Here is a 22305-nt window from a genome sequence, read left to right as displayed (position 1 = left end):
TACAGGTTGGGTGTGTGCAAGTTGAGCAACCGGCGTTCCTCCGTGTGGCGGAAGGCCTGCGCACGATATTGCGCGGGGTGCTCCATGCGTCGTACACGCGTGCGTTTTGCGCGAAGCGCGTGCGTATCGGCGTGCCGGACGTGGCGTTGAACGCGTAAAGCGTGCTGACGCGATTGAAAATATTTCGTCGGAGTAGAGGAAGACAACTGAGGAGCAACTGCCGACTGATTGGCTCGCGACGACGCGTTTCACAGTGAGGCTGGCGGCATGTCCTTGCAATGCGGCATAGCCCTTGCGGGATGGTTGGCCGGCAGCGCGATTGATCATCTGCGCGCGCTGTCCATCTATCCACGGAGACTTTGATGAAACATACAAAAGCATTGCTGGTGTCGGCACTCGTTGCGATGTCGGGCGCGGCGTTCGCCCAAGCGGGCGGCGGCAACGGTAACGGTGGCGGCGCGGGCACCGGCGGTTCGGGGAACGCTCACGGCGCGGCGACAGCGGCACCGACCACGAATGGACAACCCCCATCGGGAGCGATGAGTTCCAGTGGCTCCAAATCGCATCACATGTCTAAAACGAAAACCAGGAAGCCGATGACCGATTCGACCAATACGCCGGGCGCGGACGCAAGCAGCGATACGAAAGGTCAGTGAGCGCGCGGTGAAGCGGCGGGGCCAAACGCGACGATTCAAAAAGCGCGACAGGCCCTGCGCGGTGATCTCTCCAGTTTCAAGGTTCTAAGGCGCGGTCTGTTTCACTGCACGTGACGCACTCGCCGCGCGCGCACCTGTCGCCCGAGGCGCGGCGGCTCGCCGCGCAGCTTGCGCTCCCGTCTTCGCATCGACCTTCGCGGCTGCCGCTTTGCGCACCACGCGCGATTTCTTCAGCAGACTCGTGATCGAATCGTCGATGCTTTCCGCCACCGCCGATTCGCGCGCCTTGCGGCCTTTCGCACCCGCCTGCCGTGCGAGCTTCGCCGCGCGTTTCTCCGCCTGCGCAAGCAGCGTGGCCAGCGCGACTTCGTCCGCTTTCAACCCGCGGCGCGATTCAGCGGGCGCGAGGCGCTGCAACTCGTCCGCTTCGAACGAACTAATCACGGCGGGGTGAATGTAGCAACGTCTGCAAACGGCCGGCGTATTGCGCAGCAACGCCGCCACGTCCTTCACGGTCGCGACGATATGACGGCGTGCTTCAGCCGCACTGCTGCACATCAGGCGGCGCAGCGCGGCCAGTGCATAAACGCTGCCGGCCCATGTGCGATAGTCCTTGGCCGTGAAGTCCGCACCGCTCGCGCGGCGCAGATAGTCGTTGATATCGGCGGAGCCGACGGTGTGGCGCGTGCCGTCCGCGTCGAGATACTGGAACAGGTCATGGCCCGGCAGGTCGGCGCAACGCCGCACGATGCGTTTGACGCGCGGGTTGTTCACCGTCACGTCGTGTTCGACGCCGCTTTTGCCGCGAAATCTGAAGCGCAACTGGCCGGCTTCGATCTTCACGTGCTTCTTGCGCAATGTCGTCAAACCATACGACTGGTTATCGCGCGCGTATTCGACACTGCCGATCCGGATCAGCGTCGTATCCAGCAACTGCACGATCGCGGCGATGACTTTGTCGCATGGCATGCCCGGCAGATTCAGGTCTCGCGCGACACGGGCGCGGATCTTCGGCAACGCGTGGCCGAACTCGGCCATGCGTTCGTATTTGTCCGCGTCGCGCGTTTCACGCCAGCGAGGGTGATAGCGATATTGCTTGCGGCCGCGCGCATCGCGCCCCGTCGCCTGGATATGGCCGCGCGGATCCGGACAGATCCACACGTTTTCGTATGCCGGCGGAATGGCGAGCGCGTTGATGCGTTTGATTTCGTCTTCGTCGTCGATGCGTTTGCCCGTCACGTCGAAGTACGCGAAGCCGTCCTTTTCACGCTCACGCGTGATGCCGGGCTTCGTGTCGTCGGCATGGCGCAGGCCCGGCGGCATGGCGGCGGGCGTGGGCTGTTTAGCGCTGTCGTCGTCCGCGCGTGCGGGGCGGCGTTGAATCGGGGTCGTTGTAGCAGCCATTGTCGCTGGTAGAAATTTCAAGCAAAAGGCGCGTGGCGCGGCGCGTGGCGCGGTGCCCGTGCCTGCAAGCAACGCTAATGCCTGGCGCCGTCGTCGGCACGGCGGAGATGGCGCCAGGGTTGTTTCGGACTTGCTTCGCGAGCGGGCGGAACAGTCCTTGCGGAAGTTCGCTACGTGTATCGAACGAAGCGAATCAACCAAGGAGAGCGCCATGAGCAGCACCCTGAATCCCGATGAAGAGCCGGAACAGGTCGTCAAACAAACCGCCGGCACGACCGGCGCGCTCGGCCCGAGCGATTCGTCCGATAGCGGCAGCGATGTCGCCGGTGCGAAGCGTCATGAATTCGACGTGGATACCGAATTGGACAATCACGCGCTCGAAACCGGCGACACCGAACTCGGCAGCGATACGGATCGTGCCGGCACAGGTGAACGCGCCGCTGCCGACGGCGATTCCACCCTGGTACCGGATGCGGACATCGAGCCGGACCGTGTGATCGATCCGCTGGCGAATGACGATGACGGCCTCGACGATGACCCGCAAGGTTTGTGAACGGGCGTCGGGCGGCAGGCGTCACGCGGGCGCGTGAACCGGGCGCGCGATCCGAACGTATGGGCACGTACTTTGCTCACAATGACTTAATCGAAGGGCTGGCCACGCGGCATTGCCGGCCCGGCACTGAAACGAAGGAGATGAGGGATGGCTAGTGCGTTGAATGGTTACAAGGTGGCGGTACTCGCGGTGGACGGATTCGAGCAGGCGGAACTGATCGAGCCGCAACGCGCGCTCGTTGAGGCGGGCGCGACAGTGCATGTGATTTCAGCGAAGCCCGGCAAGATTCAGGGTTTCAAGCACGTGGATAAGGGCGACGCCGTCGAGGTGGATGCGACCTTCGACAAGGCCAGCGCGGACGATTACGACGCGGTGGTGTTGCCAGGCGGCGTGGTCAACGGCGACGCCATCCGTCTGCTGCCGCAGGCGCAAGCCTTCGTCAAGGCAGCAGACAGCGCAAAGAAGCCGATCGCGGTGATTTGCCATGGCGGGTGGTTGCTGGTGTCGGCTGGAATCGTCAAGGGCCGCACGATGACGAGCTGGCCGAGCCTGCAGGACGACATCCGCAACGCCGGTGGCAGCTGGGTGGACCAGGAAGTCGCGGAGGACGGCAATCTGATCAGTAGCCGCAAGCCCGACGACCTCCCGGCCTTTAACAAAACGCTGATTGCGCAATTGTCGAAGCGCAAGGCGGCATGAATGTTGTGTCGAAGGTGACGAAGCGCGCGCGAAGATGGAATGAAGCTGCGCTCCGTCTTATCGGTTCCGCTTCGGCGTATCCGGCGATCTGGGAGAAAATGCATGAAAATCCGGTATTCCCTACAAGTGATGACCGTCGCGCTGAGTTTCAGCGCGGCGTCCATTGGCGCGGTCTACGCGCAGGCGAGCGATGCCCCGGCGAGCGCTGCGCCGGTTAGCGGCACGAAGCTTTCGCCGGCGGATCAGCAATTCGTGCAGGACGCGTCGCAGTCCGACGCCACCGAAATTGCGGCCAGCAAGGTCGCGCTAAAGAATTCCAGCGATCCGCACGTGAAGAAATTCGCGCAGCAGATGATCACGGATCACACGAAACTCTCGCACGGCATGGCGGCGCTCGTCTCGAAGAAGGGCTTCACCTCAACGCCGTCGGCGGATTCCGCGCTGGTCGGCAAACTCCAGACGCTCAAGGGCAAGGATTTCGATCAGGCCTACGTCGAGCAGGTTGGGGTGGAAGCACACCAGCGAGCGGTCGATCTCTTCCAGCAGGAAAGCACCAGCGGCACCGACGCGCAACTCAAGGCCGCGGCCGCGCACGCGCTGCCGATCATCAAACATCATCTCGCGATGGCGCAGCAACTCGCCGGCGCAATGAAGGGTTCGCCATGAATGCGATCCGGCCGCGGCCGGCCTATGAGGATTCCCTTATGCAGATCACTTTTTCCGACGACAAGCCGGTCTTCGACGGAGCGAACCTGACCGTGCGCTTCATGGCGCGAGTGGACGGCGAACCGGTCGTATGTACGATTACCGCCGAGGCGCTCGAGGATCATTTCGGCGCCGATTCCGCCCTGGAAGCCACGCTGATGTCGGCTTTCGATAAAGGTCGTCAACGTATCCGTTCGGTTTGCGCCGAAGCACTCGACCAGAACGACGGTGAAGGCGTAGTGTTGCATAGCGGACTGTTCAGAGTGGAAGGCATGGAACCGGATCGCGGCACCACGGCGTAAGGCCGGCGCGTGCCGCCGCTAGCGCGCGATGCCGCGCGGCGAAATGCGGCGGCATGGTCCGCAAACGCTATCAACGATGCAAGGAGGCCTTATGTCACTCATCGTCGCTGCACGCTTTACGACTTTTCCCGCCGCTGAAGACGCGGCGGCCAAGCTCTTCAACGCAGGTTTCGTCGAGGAAGATGTCACGCTGTTCTTCGTCAATCCGCGCGGTCAGCACGCGCGCTATCCAATTGGCGGCGACACCGGCACCGATGCCGGCGCGAAGGACGCGCCCAAAGGTGCGGGCATGGGCGTCACGATCGGCGCGGTAGCCGGCGCGGTGGTGGGCGTCGGGATCTTCGCGGCATTTTCCGCGCCGATCATCGTCTCGCTGATTGCCGCGGGCGTCGGTGCGTATGTCGGCTCACTGGTCGGCGCCATGTCCCGGACGCGCGAGGCCGGGCACACAGGCCATCATTCGGCGTTCCATGAAGAGACACGCGATTCCGGCGTGCTGGTCGCCGTGCATGTCTCGCCGGACAATCAGTTCGATGCCGCGCGGGTGCTGCGCGAAGCCGGCGGCATGGCGATCGAACGGGCGAGCGGACGCTGGCAGCAGGGGCGCTGGGCCGACTTCGATCCGTTGAAAAAGCCGGTGCCGCTTAGCGAGTTCAGCGAGAAGAGCGCTTGAATCGCTGAATGCTTTCATCGCGGTAATTAGCAGAACGGCCCGATATCGATCGGGCCGTTCTTTTTTGCCTGTCCGGTCGCTATTCAAGCAGCACTCAAATCCCTGCTCAAACCCAGACTTGCGGCGCATTGCGCTGCGGTTGGGGTGCTCGATCGACCTGACGCTTGTCGCGCGTCGCCTCGCAAGCGGCCGACACCAAGCCGTCATGCGTCAAGCCACATGACGGCGACGTAGCCTGCGCTTGCGAAGCCGGCGCTTCCTGCGCCAGCACGTGTTCGCGAATCTGCATCACAGTTGCCGAGCTGATGATCGCGACGGCGGCGAGAAATTCTGCGCTCCTGATCTTCATGGTGATTCTCCCTGTCGTTGTTGCTTGCCCATTCTTTTCAATCCGTTGGCACGTCTTGCAGTGTGTTGTTGCGTTGCACGCGTGCTCGGGCGGAGCATACTAAGCAACCGTTGTGCCATCGAGCGGAGGCCCGCTGCGCGGGGCGTTGCCGCCGATTACGCCGCGTAGCGGCGGGCAGGATTTACGCGTGTTGGCAAGATTGGACGCGCGCGTCGACGCAGCGCGCAAACGTTCATTGCCGCATGTTCCGGGCACGCGCCGTGCGAACGCATCTATGAACTCCATCGCCGGAAGGAGAATGCCTCGCGATTCGGGCAACTCATCTCCGGCGGCGGATTCCGTGACTAACGAAACCCCTGGAGGTATTGAATGGCTACGAACGTTGTTTCCGTGCTTAACGATCTGGTCGAAACGTCGAAGGATGGCGAGAAGGGCTTTCGCAAGGCAGCCGAAGATGCGCACGACGCACAGCTGAAAACGCTGTTCCTGTCGCGCGCGGAAGACTGCGCGCGTGGCGCGCGTGAATTGCAGGATGCGGTTCAAGGACTGGGCGGCAAGCCCGAAACAGGCGGCAGCATGAGCGGCGCGTTGCATCGCGGCTGGGTTGACGTGAAATCGGCTGTGACGGATCGCAGCGACCACGAGATTCTCGCCGAGTGCGAGAAGGGCGAGGATGTCGCGAAGAAGCGTTATCACGATGCACTCGAAAAGGAATTGCCGGCGGATGTGCGGGCAATCGTCGAGCGGCAGTATCAGGGCGTGCTGCAGAATCATGATCGCGTGCGTGATCTGCGCGATCAATATGCGGCGGCGAAGCGTTAAGAAATAGGTGAGTGACCGGCGCCCGAAAAGGGCGCCGGTTGTTTCGGATCGAGCCGGATCGCATCGGATTGCGACGGGCAGAACTCCAAAGCGAGCCGCACGTAAAAAAAGCCATTCGCATTGCGGATGGCTTTGTCGTTGCGGTGAGTCACGAGCACCGGACGGTGCCGACCGAGATCGACACCGTCCGGCAGACCCGCCGTTTATTCGGCGGCGATCTTCAGATGGTTCTTCACGCTCGACACACCCTTCACGGCTTCCACGACTTCGCCGGCCGCTGCCTTGTCGTCAGCCGAAGGCACCGTGCCCGTGAGCCACACTACGCCCTTGCGGGTCTTCACGTGGATATGCGTCGACTTGACGTTCTTCGCGGCCAGCAAATCCGCCTTGGCCTTGGTGGTGATGGCGCCGTCGTCGACATGCTCGCCGACGGTTTCCGATGCCGCCGACGGGGCGCTGCTTTGCGCCATGGCGTTCGTCGCATTCAGTGCGAAAGCGACACAAGCGATGCTACCTGCGGTCTTCAGAAGTTGGATGGTCTTCATGGTTTCTCCTTCGGGTGTTGATCAAAATTGCGGTCTTGTTGCCTGCGGTCGATCGCGGTCGAAACCGCTGATGACACGCGTGGGATCGTTGCCGCTACGGTTCCGTCAGGGCCCGTTATCGACACCGGCCGACGGTCTGTGCATCCATTCGCTTCCGGGTTGCTTGCGCGTCTGGCATGCACGGACCGGCGTCCGTCCACATAGTGCAAGGACGCAAGCGGTGTGCCCGGCGTGGCGTCAGAAGCCTGGGGATGGCGGGAAAGCCGTTACGGCACAAGTATTTAGGCTGACGAATACGATGCCGCAGTGCGTCGACGCCACGCGTGGCGGCTGTCGGTGCGAGGGACCGGAATTTGCCGGGGCCTTGTAAAAAGGGCGCCCGGCGGCCTGCGCAATTGGCGGGCCTGAAAACACAAAGCGTAGAAAAAACAGTGCGTTGCGCGAGTTGGTACGACAGTTGCTCTAAACGGCCTACTCACCCATTTTCGCTATCAAAGGGACCTCACTACAATGCCTTCCATTGAACTACGCACAAGGCAGTCTCTCGCACTCACGCCGCGTCTTCAGCAATCGGTGCGTCTGTTGCAGTTGTCGTCTCTGGAGTTCCAGCAGGAGTTGCGCACCGCGCTCGACACTAATCCGTTCCTCGAGTACGACTCGTCGGAAACGGAAGACGTAGCGCTCGCAACCGCGACCTCCGGCGAAGACGGCGGCGCGCTGCCCGCCACCGACGCGGTCGCAACCGCCGAACCCGATGCGCTGCCGTCTGAATCCGGCGCCAACGACACGCTGGAAAGCGCGGGCCAGGACGACATGCCCGGCGACTTCTCCGGCGACTACAGCAGCCGCAGTTCCACGCGCCAGAACGGCGACTCGGACAGCAGCGACCCCGCCGAATGGGCGCGCTCGCAGCCGACCTTGCGTGAGCAGTTGCACGATTCGCTGCGCCTCTATCGCCTCGACGACCGCGACCGCGCGGTGGCCCGCTTCATCATCGAAGCGCTCGACGACGACGGCTATCTGCGTCAGGAACTCTCCGATCTCGCGGCCAGCGTCGACCTCGAACCGGAACTGACCGAAGAAGAATTGCTGGTGGCGCTGCGTCTTGTCCAGTCGCTCGATCGTCCGGGTCTTGGCGCGCGCTCGTTGTCCGAATGCCTGTCCCTGCAGGTGAATGCGTTGCCCGCCGACACGCCGGGGCGCGACGTGGCGCGGCAAGTCGTCGAACATCATCTTGAACGGCTCGCGCGTCGCGAGCAGGCTGAACTGCAGAAGCAGATCGGCTGCAGCGCGGAAGAACTGCGCGTGGCCTGCGCGCTGGTGCGCAAGCTCGATCCGAAGCCGGGCAACAGCTACGGCCGCACCGAAGACAACTACGTGGTGCCGGACGTGATCGTGCGTCAGGTTCGCAACAAGTGGGTCGTAACGATCAATCCCGCGGTGCAGCCGCGCGCACGCATCCATCGCATGTATGCGGAATTGTTTGCGCAGTCGGCCGGCGCCAGCCGTTCACCGCTCGCGCAGCAGCTGCAGGAAGCACGCTGGCTGATCCGTAACGCGCAGCAACGCTTCGATACGATTCAGCGCGTGGCGGAATGCATCGTCGCGCATCAAAAGGCCTTCTTCCAGTACGGCGAAATCGCGCTCAAGCCGATGGTGCTGCGCGATGTCGCCGACGAACTCGGCCTGCACGAATCCACCATCTCGCGCGCCACCGGCAACAAATATATGGCCACGCCGCGCGGTATTTTCGAGTTCAAGCATTTCTTCCCGCGCGAACTGGGCACGGAAAGCGGCGGCACCTGTTCAGCGGCTGCCGTGCGCGCACTGCTCAAGGAAATGATCGCTGCGGAAAACACGCACGATCCGCTGTCGGACGTCACGCTCGCCAAAATGCTCGCCGATCAGGGCGTGCTGGTGGCGCGCCGCACCGTGGCGAAATACCGGCATCTGATGAAGGTTCCGCCGGCGGAGTTGCGCCGCCAGATTTAAACGCGCCGCGCCCCGCGAATCAGGGGCAACGCCCGAGCGCCACGCGAGACTGTATGTTCGCGTGGCGCTTTTTCGTATCTGGACGTTTCGCGCGCGCCCCTTTACATTGGCGGGTCCATGGGAAACGGGGTGCAGTGAATGAAGTACTCGAATCTGGTCGAACGCCTGCAAGGCCGGCGCACCTCAGCGTGGGAAATCCATCGTGTCGCGCAGCAGGCGGAGGCGAGAGGCGAAGACGTCATCGTCCTGAGCGTGGGCGACCCCGACTTCGCCACGCCCGCGCCGATCGTCGAGCGTGCCATCGAGGCCTTGCGCGGCGGCGATACGCACTACAGCGCCGTGTCCGGCCGCGAGCCGGTGCGCGCGGCGATCGCCGCGGAGCACACGCGCATGACCGGCTGCGCCGCGAGCGCCGCCAATGTGGTCCTGACCGCGGGGGCGCAGAACGGCGTGTTCGCCGCGTCGCTGTGTCTGCTGGAAGCGGGCGACGAAGTGATCGTCCCGGAACCCATGTATCTGACCTACGAGGCCTGCGTGCGCGCGGCCGGCGCCACGCTCGTGACCGTGCCTGTGGATCCGGCACGGGCGTTTCATGTCGACTGCGACGCGCTCGAAGCCGCCGTCACCTCACGCACCAAAGCCATCTTCTTCGCGACGCCGTGCAATCCGACCGGCGTGGTCATGCAACGCGCCGATCTCGAACGTATCGCACGGCTCGCGTGCCGGCACGATCTATGGGTTCTCTCCGACGAGGTCTACGCCGAGTTGACGTTCGAACGCGAGCACGTGAGCATCGCCGCGCTGCCCGGCATGGCGGAGCGCACCGTGACACTCGGCAGCCTGTCGAAATCGCATGCCATGGCCGGTTGGCGCGTGGGCTGGGCGATCGGGCCCACGGAGCTGATCGAGCACATGGGGCGGCTCGCGCTTGCCATGCTGTACGGCTTGCCCGGCTTCATCCAGCAGGCCGCATTGACGGCTGTGCAGCACAAGGCGCGGATCGCCGCCGAGATGCGCGAGATCTACCGGCGCCGGCGCGACGTGGTGTTCGAGCGTTTGCATCGCGTGCCGGGTTTGCGGTGCCTGTTGCCCGAGGCGGGCATGTTCATGATGGTCGACGTGAGCGGAACGGGCCTCGATACGGTCGACTTCACCTGGCAGCTGTTTCGCGCGCAGGGTGTGTCGCTGCTCGACGCGAGTGCGTTCGGCGAGACGGCGAATGGTTTCGTGCGGCTGGGTTTCGTCGTCGACGAAGGGCGTCTGATCGACGCGTGCGAACGCATCGCTGCATTCGTCGGCGCATTGCGAGGTCGTTGAGTCTTTCGCCAACGTTTCGTTTGCTTTTCGATTGGCGTAACGCGGCGATGCGTCGTGGGAGGAATGCGTGTTCTCGCCAGTTTTCGATTGACGCCGTAAATGCTTGCGTCAAAAATCGAGCGCCGAGTTCGTCTTAAGCCTGCACCTTGCGGACATCGGCGCCTATCGACACTCGTCGGGAAACTCATGGGCCTTCGCTTTACCTTCTGGTTCCGCCAATCCTTGATGGCGGGATCCATGGCGGCCGCGCTAGTCGCGATGGCGCTCGTGCTTGCCGCACTCGCCATGTTCAGCACCCTGTGCGCGGCGGCTGAACCGGGCGACTCGCCGGAAGCCGCAGCGAGCGCCGATACCGAGGCATCGGAGCCGGACGCGCCCCGCTTCGTGAGCGGCCAGCCCAATCAGAGCGCGGAGCCGAACGGCCAACCGCAGCAGGACTCGCATGCGGCGCCGAAACGCGCGTCTCGGCAGCCACGCGCCGTCGCGTCGGCGCAGAACGAAGCGTCTGGCAGCACGGCGCAGCGCGACGCGAAAGCGGAACCGACGGGGATTCCCGTACCGCCGGAAACCGCATCGGTCACGCAGCATTCCATTCGGCTCGATGGCCGCAAGATCGACTACTCGGCCACCGCCGGCAACCTGCTGTTGCGCGACAAGACGGGGCAGGCCAACGCAAGCGTTTTTTATCTTGCCTACACTGTCGCCAGCAAAACGCCGCAGACGCGGCCGGTCACGTTTCTGTTCAACGGTGGTCCGGGCGCCGGCACCGTCTTTCTGATGATCGGCTCTTTCGGGCCGAAGCGGGTGCGTACCGCGAGTCCCGATATCACGCCGCCCGCACCGTATACGCTCGCGGACAATCCCGACAGCCTGCTCGATAGCACCGACCTCGTCTTCATCGACGCCGTCGGTGCGGGCTTGTCGAGCGTCGTGGGTCATGGCACGGGCAAAGACTTCTGGGGCGTCGACAAGGATGTCGACGCGTTCTCGCAATTCATCGACCGCTATCTGACGGTGAACCAGCGCTGGAATTCGCCGAAGTATCTGCTCGGCGAATCGTATGGGACCGCGCGCGCCGCGATGCTCGCGTATCAGTTGGGGCAGAACAATATCGCGCTTAATGGCGTGATCCTGATGTCGTCGGTGCTCGATTCGGCCGCGTTTTCGGCGGGCTCGGATTTTAGAAGCGGAAGCTATCTGCCGAGCTTCGCGGCGATCGCCTGGTATCACGGCAAGATCGTGCCGAAGCCGGCCAGTCTGCCTGCTTTCCTCGACGAAGCCCGCGCGTTCGCACGCGGGCCGTATGCGCAAGCCCTTGCACAAGGCGATGCGCTGCCCGACGCCGAGCGCGACGCGATCGCCGCGCGCGTCGCGCAATTCACCGGCCTCGATGTCGCCTATGTGAAGCGCAGCCGCCTGCGTCTCTATCCGTCGCGTTATCGCAGTGAATTGCTGCGCGATCAGGCGCGCAGTGTCGGCCGTTACGATGCGCGTTTTGAGGGCATCGACTTCGACAGCGTGTCGGATCGCCCCGACTACGACGCCTCGGTGAGCAGCGTGTCGAGTGCTTTCGACGCGGCGCTGCACCAGCATTTCGCTCAGGACCTGCACTTCACGCCGGCCGACCGCTACCGCGTCTTCAACGACGAAGCGCTGACGCAATGGGACTGGAAGCACCGCGAATGGTGGGGCGAGCGTTTGCCCGTACCGTATGCAGCCGGCGATCTGGCTGAAGCGATGCGGCAGAATCCGCAATTGCGCGTGATGTCGGTGAACGGCTATTTCGATCTGGCCACGCCGTTCTACGCGACAGAATACGCGCTCGCGCATCTGGGCGTGGACGGGCCGCTGCGCGCCAATGTGCGAATCGCCTACTATCCAACCGGTCACATGATCTATCTCGACGACGCGGCCTTGCACACGCTCAGGCGCGATCTGGCGGTTTTCTACGCGGCGGGTGCGCGCTAGCGGGTTCCCGACGACTCGCACTGCCGGCCGGCTCGCGTGCCAACCGGATTCGGCGTGTCTCGTTGAACGGTATAATTCGCAGCAACGTCGAAGCGCGACTGCAACTTCGCGACGCATCGTGCCTGACACTCTCCACGGCCTGAAAACCGCTCGCTCAACCGGCTTTACTCACCGCTGCCCATGCCATTTCTCCCGATCCAGTCCTTCACGCGCAAACGGCTGTCCGACGTGGTGTCCGACCAGATCAAGCAACTGATCTCGGACGGCACGCTGATGCCCGGCGACCGCTTGCCGGCTGAACGCGATCTGGCGACGCAGCTCGGCGTGTCGCGGCCGTCGTTGCGGGAAGCGCTGATTCGGCTTGAAGCGGACGGCTACATCGAGACATCGGGGCGGGGCGGTTTTACGGTCGTCGATGTCACGGCGCCGATCATCTCCAAGCCGCTCGCCGAGCTGCTGCTGCAGAATCCGCGCACCAGTGCCGATATTCTGGAATTGCGCCAGGGGCTCGAAGCGATTTCGACGGTGTATGCCGCGGAGCGCGCCACCGCCGCCGACCTGAAAAAGATCAGCGTCGCGTTCGAGGCTTTGAAGGCCGGCTCGCAGTCTCAGGATCGCGTCAATCTCGCGGAACTGGACGCCGCATTTCACCTCGCGATCGCCGACTCTACGCACAACATCGCGCTCGCGCATGTGATGCACGGCATCCATACGCTGATTCGCGAGGGCATGCGCCAGTACCATCGGCTGATCGATTACGACGACGCGATGGAAAAGCAGTTGATGAGCCAGCATCAGGCCATCTACGACGCCGTCATGGCACGCGACGCGCAAAAGGCGCGCAAGGCCGCCGAGCGTCATCTGACCTTCGTGCGCGAGATGTACAAGGAAGATGCGGCGAAGCCTTCGTCGAGTGTGGTTTCGTGATCGCGCGGGCGCGCCGACTGGCCGGCATCTGTCGGGTTTAGTCTTCGCCCTTCAATTATCCCCGGCCGGCGCGGCGATCCATCAACGCGCGAAGCGAAGCGCTCGGGCACTCCCTCCCTGCTGATGCATGACCGACTCCCCCCGGAAGGGCCACGTGGTCAGCTCCGGCCAGTCGCTATCAGTGCAAAAAGAAAACCAGCATTGCCGTCACCGCGGCGACACGGAATTCGTTGGACGCGGCGTCATCAAAAATCAAGCACTTAGCAACAAATTCGGTCACGCGTGAGATGGCGCGCCGCCGAATAAACTGCACTCGCGGGATTTGCTACGCGAACCCGTTGGATTTGTCAGAGCGCGCGAGCGGCCCGCGTTGCGGCGGTTCGAAAGGCTGCGTGCGGCCACAACGGCCATCCAGTATTCTCCGACCCATGTCCGCTGACAGCGCGACAGCAACCGTTCCGCCACAAACAGAAGCGTGCGCTGCTGCTTGATACAGCGCCAGTTGCCATGGCAGACCAACAAAGTCTGGCGCGTCTTCGGAGTCGATCAGAAGCTGGGCGCGAGGCCGATCGATGCGCCCGTCACGTCCTTACCGAAAGCATATCGCGCAACGATGCGAAGCCGCGCAAAGAGCTTCGTCACTGCACCCGTGTCGATTTCGATACCGGCGCCCAGCGATGTCAACTGATTGAAACCGAGGATGTTCGCCTGACTCCCGAGATACGTTGAGTGAGATATTTCGAGGACGTAACGCAGTGGCCGGTGCAGCACCAGCAAACCGGTCGGCGCGCGCCAGCCTGCATACAGGTTCGTGGATAAGGTTAGTACCTGACTTCACAGCCCAGCCGATGGATATCTTTCGAATATCGTGTTGAACGCGTAGCGGGTGACGGACGCTCGCGCTCATCGGCGCCACGTGAGATAGATGCTTGAAACGACGATCACCGTGAGAAAGTAAGCGACGATCATCACCGAGGTTTTTATGCCAACAAATTCCCCGGCGACCACCACGGCAACCCCCACATGACGCGTCGCGCAAGCTATGGCAAGCGACGTTCGGTCATCCCGCGCCGGTCCCCCCAGCAATTCACCGATGGCCAGTGCGCAGATCATCAACGCCGCGAGCGCGAGTATGGCTGGCCAGCTCATATCGGATAGCAATTGCCTGTTGACGATCAGCAGCATGAATCCGGATATTGCCAGGACGAGGCCGGCGATTGCAATCAGGCGCTGCGAAAGTCGCTCCGACCACACGGGGAAAAGCGCGTGAAGCGCCATGCCTATCCCGAGCGGTAACAGAATGGCTTTGGCTACCGCTATCGACACGGTGCTTGGTGGCAGCGCCACCGCGACCTGGAAATAAGCGTCAAGGGCTGCTATCCAAAGAGGCACGGCGACGATAGCCACAAAAGAGGACGTCACCAGCAGGCTGAAGATGTACTCCTGGTTGCCCAACTTCCGGAGCTTTTTTGGCAACATTGGCGCGCCGGAAGAGACGGCGAGCACCAGCATGGCCGCTTTGACCCCGGGCTCGATCGGGAGCGCCAGCACAAGGCCGAAAGCAACCAGCGGGACCAGCAGATACATTGCGGCAAGCGAACGTACCATAAGCATGGGCCGCCGCCACAACCAGGTCACGTCTGCGGGCGACGCTCCCGCGCCTACGCCAACGATCGTGACGACGACCGAGACCTTCAGCAGGATCATCAGAATTTCAGTCACGGCATGAGCGCCTTCGGTTGATAGAAGCGGTAGTACGCGCGCTGAGAACTTTAGTTAGGCGCAACCGCGAGTGTAGTCACAGGGTTGCAATATCGACACGATCGGGCTGCCCAGGATGAAGACGGCGCCGCGTACTTCACTTTGCCTCAGAGGAGCCTGATGATAATGCTCAGAAAAGCGAAGCTCCCCGAACAGGCCATAAGCAGTGCAATAAAAAACGTGGGTCGCCAGACGCTAACGCGTTGAAAAGCGCGTAACCGGGCAATTGCTGACCAATACTCGATCGTGCCCAGCACCATCGAGACCGTGCCCATGCCAGTGAGGAAAAGCCCTACGCTTCGGGGGCTGTTCGGATGTGCCAGATGCACGCCGGCATCCGTAAAACCTTGCAACACCTTATAGATGGTGAATCCGAAGCTGATCATCGAAAGCGCGGTACGGATCCATGCCATTAACGTGCGGTCGGCGGCCATCAGCGTGCGCTTCGCCGCTAAGTCGGTTCTATCCTCGGCCAGTTCGTTCGTCGATCGTGCTTCCGGGTTAGTCACGCCATCTCCGAATGGATTGCGGGGCCGCGCGCAGGCCGCAAAGGCCGGGCGGCCCCGCAGGAGCCGAGCAATCATACGCGCCAACCTAATCTAGTTCACCTTACACGCGATTGCCAGACCCTCCGGTCTTTTAAGCGAAGTTTTAAACGAAGTCGCGAAATGCTCAGCGTCGTTTCCATCCCGTTCGCACGGCAGGACCGCCGCAGCATCGTATTCAGCCAGATCGCTCAATGCGTTTAAAACGGGAAATATCAAAATTGCGTTTGCTTTCCCTAACCATGCAGCCTTAAATAACCAACACGTCTGTGTTGCGAGTCGCGAATTGCGCGATATCGGGACCGACATCTCACCGCCACATGGACGGCATCGCCACGCGGATTAAGGTCTTGCTGGCACGCTGACTGTCACAAGGGACCATCGCAATGGAAGCCACGTTGCTTTCTCGCACCGCAGCATCCGTTCAAGATCAGCCATCAGTTACCGAAGCCTCGTTTTCCGACGCGCCGCCACGGTTTCATTTACTGGCCAAGCCAAGCGGGTCCACCTGCAATATCGATTGCAAATACTGCTTCTTCCTGTCGAAGGAGGCGCTTTACCCAGACGAAAAGCATCGCATGTCGCGAGTGACGCTCGAGACGTATATCCGGCAACTGCTCGAGTCGCATCGCAGCCCCGAGGTGACGGTGGCGTGGCAAGGTGGCGAGCCGACGCTGATGAAGGTCGAGTTCTTCAGGCAGGCGGTTGAACTGGTCGAAAAGCATCGCAAACCCGGCCAGGTCGTGCAGCATACCTTCCAGACCAACGGCATTCTTCTTGACGATGAATGGTGCGAGTTTTTCAAGAAGAATAATTTTCTTGTCGGGCTCAGTGTCGATGGTCCACGTGCGATACACGATGCATATCGCGTCGATCGCCACGGCAACGGCACCTTCGACATGGTGATGCGCGGATGGAACGCGTTGCGCAAGCACGGGGTGGAGTTCAACATTCTGTGTACAGTCAACGCCGCCAATCAGCATCACGGCCGCGCGGTTTATCGTTTCTTTCGCGACGAACTCGGCGCGAAATGGGTGCAGTTCATTCCCATCATCGAACGCGCTACGGAACAGACCATTCAGTTGGCCAACCTCGGCTGGAGTGAACAGGGCGGCCGCAAACGTGTGCTGTACACGCAGACAGGCAATCTGGTCACCGAACGCTCCGTCGGGGCACAGCAGTATGGGCTCTTCCTGATGGATGTCTTCGAAGAATGGGTCCGGCACGATGTCGGCCGCGTCTTCGTTCAATTGTTCGATGTCACGCTGGAAGCCTTCTTCGGTCGCCATCTGCTGTGCATTCATGCGCCGACCTGCGGCTTTGGCCCAGCGCTGGAATATAACGGCGACCTCTACGCGTGCGATCACTTCGTCGAACCGGGATACCGGTTAGGCAATATTCACGAGACGCACATGGTGAAGCTCATGGCTTCGCCCGAACAGCGCAAGTTCGGCCTCGACAAACGTGACTCGCTAACCGCGCAATGCAGGACTTGCGAAGTCAGGCCCTTATGTAACGGTGGTTGCCCGAAAGATCGCTTCGCACTCTCGCGCGACGGCGAGGCGGGCCAAAACTACCTGTGTCAGGGACTCGAACTGTTTTTCACGCGATCGCGGCCCGCCATGGAGAAGATGGCAAAGCTATTTCGCGAGGGACACCCTGCGTCCGACATCATGGCAATCACCGCAAGCGAAGATAAGCGACGTGGGCAGTATGCGCCATGTACTTGCGGCAGCGGCCGCAAATTCAGATTTTGTCATGGCGACAAATCGCCTCGCGCCTCCTTCGAAACAGCAACGCCTGGGGCATAGCATTACAGCGCAAGGTGATGAGCGGCCCAGCAGGCAATGTTCGCTGCTTCCCTGCCAATGCGCGACATCGTGTTGACATTTTGCTGCTGCTGTTCAGTCATTAATGCAGCTTCTTCGCCCGATCTGAAGAAAAGCCGATCGGGTCCTATCGGAAAGGAGTGGAAGCAATCATGGCAACAAAGCAACCGAATATCCTGATACTTTGGGGCGACGATATCGGCTGGTGGAACATAAGTTTTAACAGCCGGGGGCAAATGGGTTATCGAACGCCGAATATTGACCGTATCGCCAACGAAGGCGTTGCCTTCACGGACTACTACGCACAGCAGAGTTGTACTGCCGGACGTGCCGCATTCATTACCGGGCAGAATCCGATTCGCACAGGGCTAACCAAGGTCGGCATGCCGGGCGCTGATCTTGGCTTGTCCGCAGAGGATCCGACCATTGCTGAAATGTTGAAGCCACTCGGTTATGTCACGGGGCAGTTCGGAAAGAACCACTTGGGCGACAAGGACGAGTTTCTCCCCACCATGCACGGCTTCGATGAGTTCTTTGGCAACCTTTATCATCTGAACGCCGAGGAGGAGCCTGAGGACCCGGACTACCCTAAAGATCCTGCGTTCAAGAAGCGCTTCGGGCCGCGTGGTGTACTGCATTGCTGGTCAGATGGCAAAGGTGGGCAGAAAATCGAAGATACGGGTGCGCTCACAAAGAAGCGCATGGAAACGATAGACGATGAGACGACTCAGCACGCGTCTGCTTTCATCGACCAGGCTCATAAAGATGGCAAGCCGTTTTTCCTCTGGTACAACACGACGGCGATGCATTTCCGAACCCACTGCGCGGAAAAACACAAAGGCAAAAGCGGCCAGGGCGACTACAACGACGTGATGGTTGCACACGACGAGAACATCGGCAAAATGCTCGCGAAACTGGATGAACTCGGCATTGCCGACGATACCATTGTGATGTATTCAACAGATAACGGCCCGCATTTCAACAGTTGGCCCGACGCGGGGATCACGCCCTTCCGCTCTGAAAAGAACACGAACTGGGAAGGCGGCTGGCGCGTTCCTGCATTCGTGCGATGGCCGGGGAAAATTCCCGCCGGCTCAATACTGAACGGGATCGTGACGCATCAGGACTGGATGTCCACCTTCCTCGCCGCAGCGGGCGAACCCGATATCAAAACGAAACTGCTGAATGGTCATAAGGCAGGAGAAAAGACATTCAAGGTTCACATAGACGGTTTCAACATGCTGCCCTATCTGACCGGCGAAGTGAAAGAGAGCCCGCGTCAGTCGTTTTTCTATATTAGCGACGACGGTGACATCATGGCAATCCGTGTCGGTGACTGGAAAGCGGTTTTGCGAGAGCAGCGAGCGAAACAGTTGGCGTGCTGGTCTGAACCGTTTGTTCCGCTACGGATTCCCAAGATGTTCAATCTGAGGCGAGACCCATTCGAGCGCGCCGACGAGAACTCGAATACCTACTACGACTGGATGATTTCCCACGCGTATCTGATCTACGGGATGCAAGCCGTGGTGGCCGCTCAGCTAGAAAACTTCAAGAAATATCCGCCCCGACAAAAGGCGGCCTCCTTTAATCTCGATGCGGTGATGCGCCAGCTCGACGACGCGGGAGGCGGCGCAGGGCATTGATGTGTGCAAAGTCTGAATAATCGAGCGGCTCAGCAATGTGTAGATTGCTGAGCCGTTTTGCTCGGAGCTTCTAACCGGATTTCCACTGAGTTGCAATCCTTCTTGATCTCACCAGAGACTAATGGCGACGCGAAGGCCATGTCGTGAATGACTGTTCGGTTTCGTAACGACGACGCGCCTGCGCTGGCATGTGCAGTCGAACGGCTGGTTTATGCGACGAAGCGGACTCATGGGCCGGAGAGGTCGGAGGCCGCTCGGCAAGTGCCGGTCGCCTTCCGAAAACGATCACGCCACAGCGACCGGTTTTGCTAGCTGGCGCTGCCGATTCCGGATAGTCCAGGCAATTCCGTGCTTTCGACTCTAACTAACCGCGCGCTAGTCCAACGAATTCCGTTTCCCGACATCGCCGCGGCTGATGTGGCCCAGCGGCGCAGGATTGTCCGAAACGCATTCGGACACGAGGCGAAAAAACCATAACCCGTATATCGACCCGAACGGACCGCCTGGTCACAAGTCTCGATAACTGCGCGTAGCGTTTCCGATTCGCGCGACGCAAGCTGTCATCCGTCGCCATCGCGCCATTGACACGCTTTCTGGACTTCCTTATATTCTTGGTCAGACCAACCTTACCAGTCAGACTGGTGCGGCGAAATCCTTGACGATCGTGCAACGCCGCCGCGGCGCCATGCTGGTTCACCAACGCGATTCCGCAGTAGAGTGGTGAATCGCCGGCTGCTGCTTTTCCTTTCAAAGAGCCTATGAAAGTCGCCCTGTTCATCCCGTGCTTCATCGACGCGTTCTATCCCGAAGTGGGGATCGCCACGCTCGAATTGCTCGAACGCTTCGGCATCGAGGTCGACTATCCGCAGGAGCAAACCTGCTGCGGCCAGCCGATGGCCAACAGCGGCGCGCATGCGGAGGCCGCCGGCGCCGAGCGTGTGTTCGCGCGCAACTTCGCCGGTTACGACTACATCGTCGGGCCGTCGGCGAGTTGCATCCACCACGTGCGCGAGCATCTAACCGCGCTCGAACAAACCGACGAAGTGAAGAAGGTCCGCGCGAACGCTTATGAACTTGTCGAGTTTCTACATGACGTGGTCGGTGCGCGTGAATTTCCGTGGGCTGAGTTCCCGCATCGCGTCGGATTGCATAACAGTTGCAGCGCGTTGCGGCATCTGAAGGAAGCGTCGATATCGGAGGTGGCGGGCACGCCGTTTTCCAAGCCGCGTACCTTGCTCGAAGGCGTGAAGGGCATCGAGTTCGTCAAGCCGGCGCGGCCCGACGAATGCTGCGGTTTCGGCGGCACGTTCTCCGTCACCGAAGAGCCGGTGTCGGTGCGCATGGGGCAGGACAAGGTGCGCGATCATCTGAACGCGGGCGCCGAATATATCGTCTCAGGCGACATGTCGTGTCTCATGCATCAGCAAGGCTGCGCCGAACGCATGAAAGCCGATGCGCGCTTCATCCACATCGCGCAGGTCCTCAACGGAGCACGCGCATGAGCAACCGGATCGATCACGCGAAAGCGGCGGGCGCTTTCATCGGCAAGACAGAGCATGTTGCGTTTCACGACAAACGTCTATGGGATTTGCGCGAGAAGCGCGACGTGCAGGCGCACGGCATTGCGGAATGGGAGACGATGCGCGAACTGGCATCGGGTATTAAAGAACACACGCTGTCGAACCTCTCGCAGTATCTCGAACAGTTCGCGGCGGCCGCCGAGGCCAACGGTGTAACGGTTCATTGGGCCGCCACCGCCGAAGAGCACAACGCGCTCGTGCACCAGATCATGTCGGAGCGCGGCATGACCACGCTCGTCAAAAGCAAGTCGATGCTCACCGACGAATGCAAGATGCGCGAGTATCTCGAACCGCGCGGCATCACGGTGATGGAAACGGATCTGGGCGAACGCATCCAGCAACTCGATCACCAGGACCCGAGCCATATGGTGGTGCCGGCCGTGCACAAACTGCGCGCCGATGTCGCCGAACTGTTCGGCCGCACCATCGGCACCGATCCGAAGAACAGCGACATTCACTACCTCGCGGAAAGCCAGCGCATGAACACGCGGCCATACTTCGTGCGCGAGAAAACCGCCGGCATGACCGGCTGCAATTTCGCGGTGGCGGAGACCGGCACGGTGGTGGTGTGTACGAACGAAGGCAATGCGGATCTGTCGGCGAACGTGCCGCCGTTGCATATCGCGTCGATTGGAATCGAGAAGCTGATTCCAAAAGTATCCGACCTCGGCGTGTTCATCCGCATGTTGTCGCGCAGCGCGCTCGGCTCGCCGATCACGCAGTACACCTCGCATTTCCGCGCGCCGCGTCCGGGCACGGAGATGCATTTCATCCTCGTCGATCACGGCCGCTCGGAGCGGCTCGCCATGGAGGACTTCTGGTATTCGCTCAAATGCATTCGCTGCGGCGCGTGTATGAATACTTGTCCCGTGTACCGGCGCAGCGGCGGGCTGTCGTACGGCGGCACCTACTCGGGGCCGATCGGCGCGATCATCAACCCGACCTTCGATCTGAAACGCTATAGCGCGTTGCCGTTCGCGTCGACGCTCAATGGCAGTTGCACCAATGTGTGTCCGGTGAAGATCAATATTCACGAGCAGATCTATAAGTGGCGCACGGTGATCGCGGAGCGCCATGAAGTGCCGTTCGTGAAGCACGAAGTGCTGAAAATGGCGGGGCGCTTGCTGGCGAGTCCGACCTTGTATCGCGCGACGGTGTCGTCGATGGGCAGCGCGCTGCGGCGGCTGCCGAATTTCGTGCTGTATAACCCGCTGAATATCTGGGGCAAGCAACGCGAGTTGCCGGAGGCGCCAAAGCTGACCTTCCACGCCTGGTACAAGAAAAATCGTGGAGGCGGCAATGGCAACGCGTGAGGCTTTTCTGGACAAGGTGCGGCAAGCACAGCCACTGGCGCGGCCACGGCCTGATGTGCCGCTCTTCGACGCGGCGGGCGGCGATCTGCGCGCGCGCTTCACGGCGGCCTTGCAGGCAATGGGCGGCACCTGCGTCGAAGCCACGTCTGCTGCCGAGGTGAGCGGATTGATTCGCGAGCGCTTCGGCGCTGAGGCGTCGGTGGCTTCGGCGAGCGCGGAAGTGTCGGGCACGCGCCCACTCACCGCCGACACGGAACCCGCTTCGCTACAGGATATCGACGTGGGCGTCGTGCGGGCGCGCTTCGGCGTCGCTGAGACCGGCTCGGTGTGGTTCAGCGAGCGCGAGTATGTGGTCAACGCGCTGGGCTACATCGTGCAGCATCTGGTCGTGCTGCTCGATCCGGCGCAACTGATCGACGGCTTGCAGGACGTGTACCAGCGCGATGATTTCCGTGACGCCCGTTACGCGGCGCTCGTTACCGGACCTTCGGCGACGGCGGATATCGAGGGCGTGCTGATTCGCGGCGCGCAAGGCGTGCGTTCGTTGACGGTGGTGTGGCTGGCGGCGCAATGAAAATGCGGTAGCGGCGGCACGATCGAATGGCACAATGCGGCATCCCGTTCGATAAGCCTGTCACTCTGCTGACATGGAACTCCGGCATCTCCGATACTTCGTCGCCGTTGTGGAGCAACTGAGGGTAAAGCGGTGCGCGGACGGATTC

22 protein-coding genes are annotated in these 22305 nt (G+C 61.4%); 17 read left to right on the top strand and 5 right to left on the bottom strand.

Features of this window, described 5'->3' with window-relative positions; genetic code table 11:
* Nucleotides 1-14 precede the first annotated feature (14 nt).
* Nucleotides 15-158 (top strand): hypothetical protein, encoded by a 144-nt coding sequence (locus B0G71_RS41460; protein ID WP_181916822.1) that lies wholly within the window; start codon nucleotides 15-17, stop codon nucleotides 156-158.
* 204 nt (nucleotides 159-362) lie between these two features.
* Entirely contained in the window at nucleotides 363-656 is a 294-nt protein-coding gene (locus B0G71_RS25525) for a hypothetical protein (RefSeq protein WP_121308783.1), read from the top strand.
* Nucleotides 657-740: 84 nt separating this feature from the next.
* Here the strand turns inward: B0G71_RS25525 and B0G71_RS25520 are convergent, their stop codons facing one another.
* The gene (locus B0G71_RS25520) at nucleotides 741-2060 is read right to left on the bottom strand and encodes a DNA topoisomerase IB (protein WP_116145191.1); all 1320 of its coding nucleotides are present in this window, start codon (nucleotides 2058-2060) and stop codon (nucleotides 741-743) included.
* A gap of 211 nt (nucleotides 2061-2271) precedes the next feature.
* On the opposite strand from B0G71_RS25520, the gene B0G71_RS41455 reads away from it, so the two are divergent.
* The 5 genes from B0G71_RS41455 to B0G71_RS25500 all read left to right on the top strand — a co-directional run bounded on the left by B0G71_RS41455 (nucleotide 2272) and on the right by B0G71_RS25500 (nucleotide 4992).
* The gene (locus B0G71_RS41455; protein WP_181916821.1) at nucleotides 2272-2613 is read left to right on the top strand and encodes a chemotaxis protein; all 342 of its coding nucleotides are present in this window, start codon (nucleotides 2272-2274) and stop codon (nucleotides 2611-2613) included.
* 147 nt (nucleotides 2614-2760) lie between these two features.
* Nucleotides 2761-3312, top strand: coding sequence for a type 1 glutamine amidotransferase domain-containing protein (locus B0G71_RS25515; protein ID WP_116145189.1), 552 nt, complete (start codon nucleotides 2761-2763; stop codon nucleotides 3310-3312).
* 102 nt (nucleotides 3313-3414) lie between these two features.
* Nucleotides 3415-3978, top strand: a complete 564-nt coding sequence (locus tag B0G71_RS25510) for a DUF4142 domain-containing protein (protein ID WP_116145187.1) — start codon at nucleotides 3415-3417, stop codon at nucleotides 3976-3978.
* Nucleotides 3975-4319: a DUF1488 domain-containing protein gene (locus B0G71_RS25505; RefSeq protein ID WP_106278318.1), complete on the top strand. Its 345-nt coding sequence runs from the start codon at nucleotides 3975-3977 to the stop codon at nucleotides 4317-4319. Before B0G71_RS25510 ends, B0G71_RS25505 begins: the two co-directional genes overlap by 4 nt.
* A 91-nt stretch (nucleotides 4320-4410) precedes the next feature.
* On the top strand, nucleotides 4411-4992 hold the full coding sequence (locus B0G71_RS25500; protein WP_116148873.1) for a hypothetical protein: 582 nt from the start codon (nucleotides 4411-4413) through the stop codon (nucleotides 4990-4992).
* A 106-nt stretch (nucleotides 4993-5098) separates the two neighbouring features.
* Here the strand turns inward: B0G71_RS25500 and B0G71_RS25495 are convergent, their stop codons facing one another.
* Complete coding sequence (locus tag B0G71_RS25495) at nucleotides 5099-5341, bottom strand: hypothetical protein (RefSeq protein ID WP_116145185.1); 243 nt, start codon at nucleotides 5339-5341, stop codon at nucleotides 5099-5101.
* Between the two features lie 369 nt (nucleotides 5342-5710).
* On the opposite strand from B0G71_RS25495, the gene B0G71_RS25485 reads away from it, so the two are divergent.
* Complete coding sequence (locus B0G71_RS25485) at nucleotides 5711-6163, top strand: PA2169 family four-helix-bundle protein (RefSeq protein WP_106278314.1); 453 nt, start codon at nucleotides 5711-5713, stop codon at nucleotides 6161-6163.
* A 203-nt stretch (nucleotides 6164-6366) separates the two neighbouring features.
* Here the strand turns inward: B0G71_RS25485 and B0G71_RS25480 are convergent, their stop codons facing one another.
* On the bottom strand, nucleotides 6367-6708 hold the full coding sequence (locus B0G71_RS25480; protein WP_116145181.1) for a BON domain-containing protein: 342 nt from the start codon (nucleotides 6706-6708) through the stop codon (nucleotides 6367-6369).
* A 510-nt stretch (nucleotides 6709-7218) separates the two neighbouring features.
* Between B0G71_RS25480 and B0G71_RS25475 the strand changes: the two genes are divergently transcribed.
* From B0G71_RS25475 to B0G71_RS25460, 4 genes are all read left to right on the top strand, one after another.
* Nucleotides 7219-8700, top strand: a complete 1482-nt coding sequence (locus B0G71_RS25475; RefSeq protein ID WP_116121838.1) for an RNA polymerase factor sigma-54 — start codon at nucleotides 7219-7221, stop codon at nucleotides 8698-8700.
* Nucleotides 8701-8838: 138 nt separating this feature from the next.
* Entirely contained in the window at nucleotides 8839-10017 is a 1179-nt protein-coding gene (locus B0G71_RS25470; protein WP_116145179.1) for a pyridoxal phosphate-dependent aminotransferase, read from the top strand.
* A gap of 186 nt (nucleotides 10018-10203) precedes the next feature.
* Entirely contained in the window at nucleotides 10204-11985 is a 1782-nt protein-coding gene (locus tag B0G71_RS25465; protein WP_116145177.1) for a S10 family peptidase, read from the top strand.
* 180 nt (nucleotides 11986-12165) lie between these two features.
* Complete coding sequence (locus B0G71_RS25460; protein ID WP_116145175.1) at nucleotides 12166-12912, top strand: FadR/GntR family transcriptional regulator; 747 nt, start codon at nucleotides 12166-12168, stop codon at nucleotides 12910-12912.
* 903 nt (nucleotides 12913-13815) lie between these two features.
* Here the strand turns inward: B0G71_RS25460 and B0G71_RS25450 are convergent.
* Complete coding sequence (locus tag B0G71_RS25450) at nucleotides 13816-14634, bottom strand: bile acid:sodium symporter family protein (RefSeq protein WP_147308705.1); 819 nt, start codon at nucleotides 14632-14634, stop codon at nucleotides 13816-13818.
* Between the two features lie 146 nt (nucleotides 14635-14780).
* On the bottom strand, nucleotides 14781-15182 hold the full coding sequence (locus tag B0G71_RS25445) for a YidH family protein (protein WP_199730143.1): 402 nt from the start codon (nucleotides 15180-15182) through the stop codon (nucleotides 14781-14783).
* A gap of 521 nt (nucleotides 15183-15703) precedes the next feature.
* Here B0G71_RS25445 and B0G71_RS25440 point away from each other — a divergent pair.
* From B0G71_RS25440 to B0G71_RS25420, 5 genes are all read left to right on the top strand, one after another.
* Entirely contained in the window at nucleotides 15704-17029 is a 1326-nt protein-coding gene (locus B0G71_RS25440) for an anaerobic sulfatase maturase (RefSeq protein WP_258875780.1), read from the top strand.
* A gap of 170 nt (nucleotides 17030-17199) precedes the next feature.
* Entirely contained in the window at nucleotides 17200-18690 is a 1491-nt protein-coding gene (locus tag B0G71_RS25435; RefSeq protein WP_116145167.1) for an arylsulfatase, read from the top strand.
* 758 nt (nucleotides 18691-19448) lie between these two features.
* On the top strand, nucleotides 19449-20192 hold the full coding sequence (locus tag B0G71_RS25430) for a (Fe-S)-binding protein (RefSeq protein WP_011492097.1): 744 nt from the start codon (nucleotides 19449-19451) through the stop codon (nucleotides 20190-20192).
* Nucleotides 20189-21583, top strand: coding sequence for a lactate utilization protein B (locus B0G71_RS25425; protein WP_116145165.1), 1395 nt, complete (start codon nucleotides 20189-20191; stop codon nucleotides 21581-21583). Before B0G71_RS25430 ends, B0G71_RS25425 begins: the two co-directional genes overlap by 4 nt.
* Nucleotides 21570-22157 (top strand): LUD domain-containing protein, encoded by a 588-nt coding sequence (locus B0G71_RS25420; protein WP_116145163.1) that lies wholly within the window; start codon nucleotides 21570-21572, stop codon nucleotides 22155-22157. The genes B0G71_RS25425 and B0G71_RS25420 overlap by 14 nt, the downstream gene beginning before the upstream one ends.
* Nucleotides 22158-22305 lie beyond the last annotated feature (148 nt).

This window comes from Paraburkholderia sp. BL27I4N3 (assembly GCF_003386115.1).
Lineage (GTDB): Bacteria > Pseudomonadota > Gammaproteobacteria > Burkholderiales > Burkholderiaceae > Paraburkholderia.
This window is presented reverse-complemented; position numbering and strand designations above follow the sequence as displayed.

What these genes read in the sequence shown, in the direction of transcription:
- B0G71_RS25525 (WP_121308783.1), top strand. Translation starts at nt 363, where the DNA reads ATGAAACATACAAAAGCATTGCTGGTGTCGGCACTCGTTGCGATGTCG.
- B0G71_RS25520 (WP_116145191.1), bottom strand. Translation starts at nt 2,060, where the DNA reads ATGGCTGCTACAACGACCCCGATTCAACGCCGCCCCGCACGCGCGGAC.
- B0G71_RS41455 (WP_181916821.1), top strand. Translation starts at nt 2,272, where the DNA reads ATGAGCAGCACCCTGAATCCCGATGAAGAGCCGGAACAGGTCGTCAAA.
- B0G71_RS25515 (WP_116145189.1), top strand. Translation starts at nt 2,761, where the DNA reads ATGGCTAGTGCGTTGAATGGTTACAAGGTGGCGGTACTCGCGGTGGAC.
- B0G71_RS25510 (WP_116145187.1), top strand. Translation starts at nt 3,415, where the DNA reads ATGAAAATCCGGTATTCCCTACAAGTGATGACCGTCGCGCTGAGTTTC.
- B0G71_RS25505 (WP_106278318.1), top strand. Translation starts at nt 3,975, where the DNA reads ATGAATGCGATCCGGCCGCGGCCGGCCTATGAGGATTCCCTTATGCAG.
- B0G71_RS25500 (WP_116148873.1), top strand. Translation starts at nt 4,411, where the DNA reads ATGTCACTCATCGTCGCTGCACGCTTTACGACTTTTCCCGCCGCTGAA.
- B0G71_RS25495 (WP_116145185.1), bottom strand. Translation starts at nt 5,341, where the DNA reads ATGAAGATCAGGAGCGCAGAATTTCTCGCCGCCGTCGCGATCATCAGC.
- B0G71_RS25485 (WP_106278314.1), top strand. Translation starts at nt 5,711, where the DNA reads ATGGCTACGAACGTTGTTTCCGTGCTTAACGATCTGGTCGAAACGTCG.
- B0G71_RS25480 (WP_116145181.1), bottom strand. Translation starts at nt 6,708, where the DNA reads ATGAAGACCATCCAACTTCTGAAGACCGCAGGTAGCATCGCTTGTGTC.
- B0G71_RS25475 (WP_116121838.1), top strand. Translation starts at nt 7,219, where the DNA reads ATGCCTTCCATTGAACTACGCACAAGGCAGTCTCTCGCACTCACGCCG.
- B0G71_RS25470 (WP_116145179.1), top strand. Translation starts at nt 8,839, where the DNA reads ATGAAGTACTCGAATCTGGTCGAACGCCTGCAAGGCCGGCGCACCTCA.
- B0G71_RS25465 (WP_116145177.1), top strand. Translation starts at nt 10,204, where the DNA reads ATGGGCCTTCGCTTTACCTTCTGGTTCCGCCAATCCTTGATGGCGGGA.
- B0G71_RS25460 (WP_116145175.1), top strand. Translation starts at nt 12,166, where the DNA reads ATGCCATTTCTCCCGATCCAGTCCTTCACGCGCAAACGGCTGTCCGAC.
- B0G71_RS25435 (WP_116145167.1), top strand. Translation starts at nt 17,200, where the DNA reads ATGGCAACAAAGCAACCGAATATCCTGATACTTTGGGGCGACGATATC.
- B0G71_RS25430 (WP_011492097.1), top strand. Translation starts at nt 19,449, where the DNA reads ATGAAAGTCGCCCTGTTCATCCCGTGCTTCATCGACGCGTTCTATCCC.
- B0G71_RS25425 (WP_116145165.1), top strand. Translation starts at nt 20,189, where the DNA reads ATGAGCAACCGGATCGATCACGCGAAAGCGGCGGGCGCTTTCATCGGC.
- B0G71_RS25420 (WP_116145163.1), top strand. Translation starts at nt 21,570, where the DNA reads ATGGCAACGCGTGAGGCTTTTCTGGACAAGGTGCGGCAAGCACAGCCA.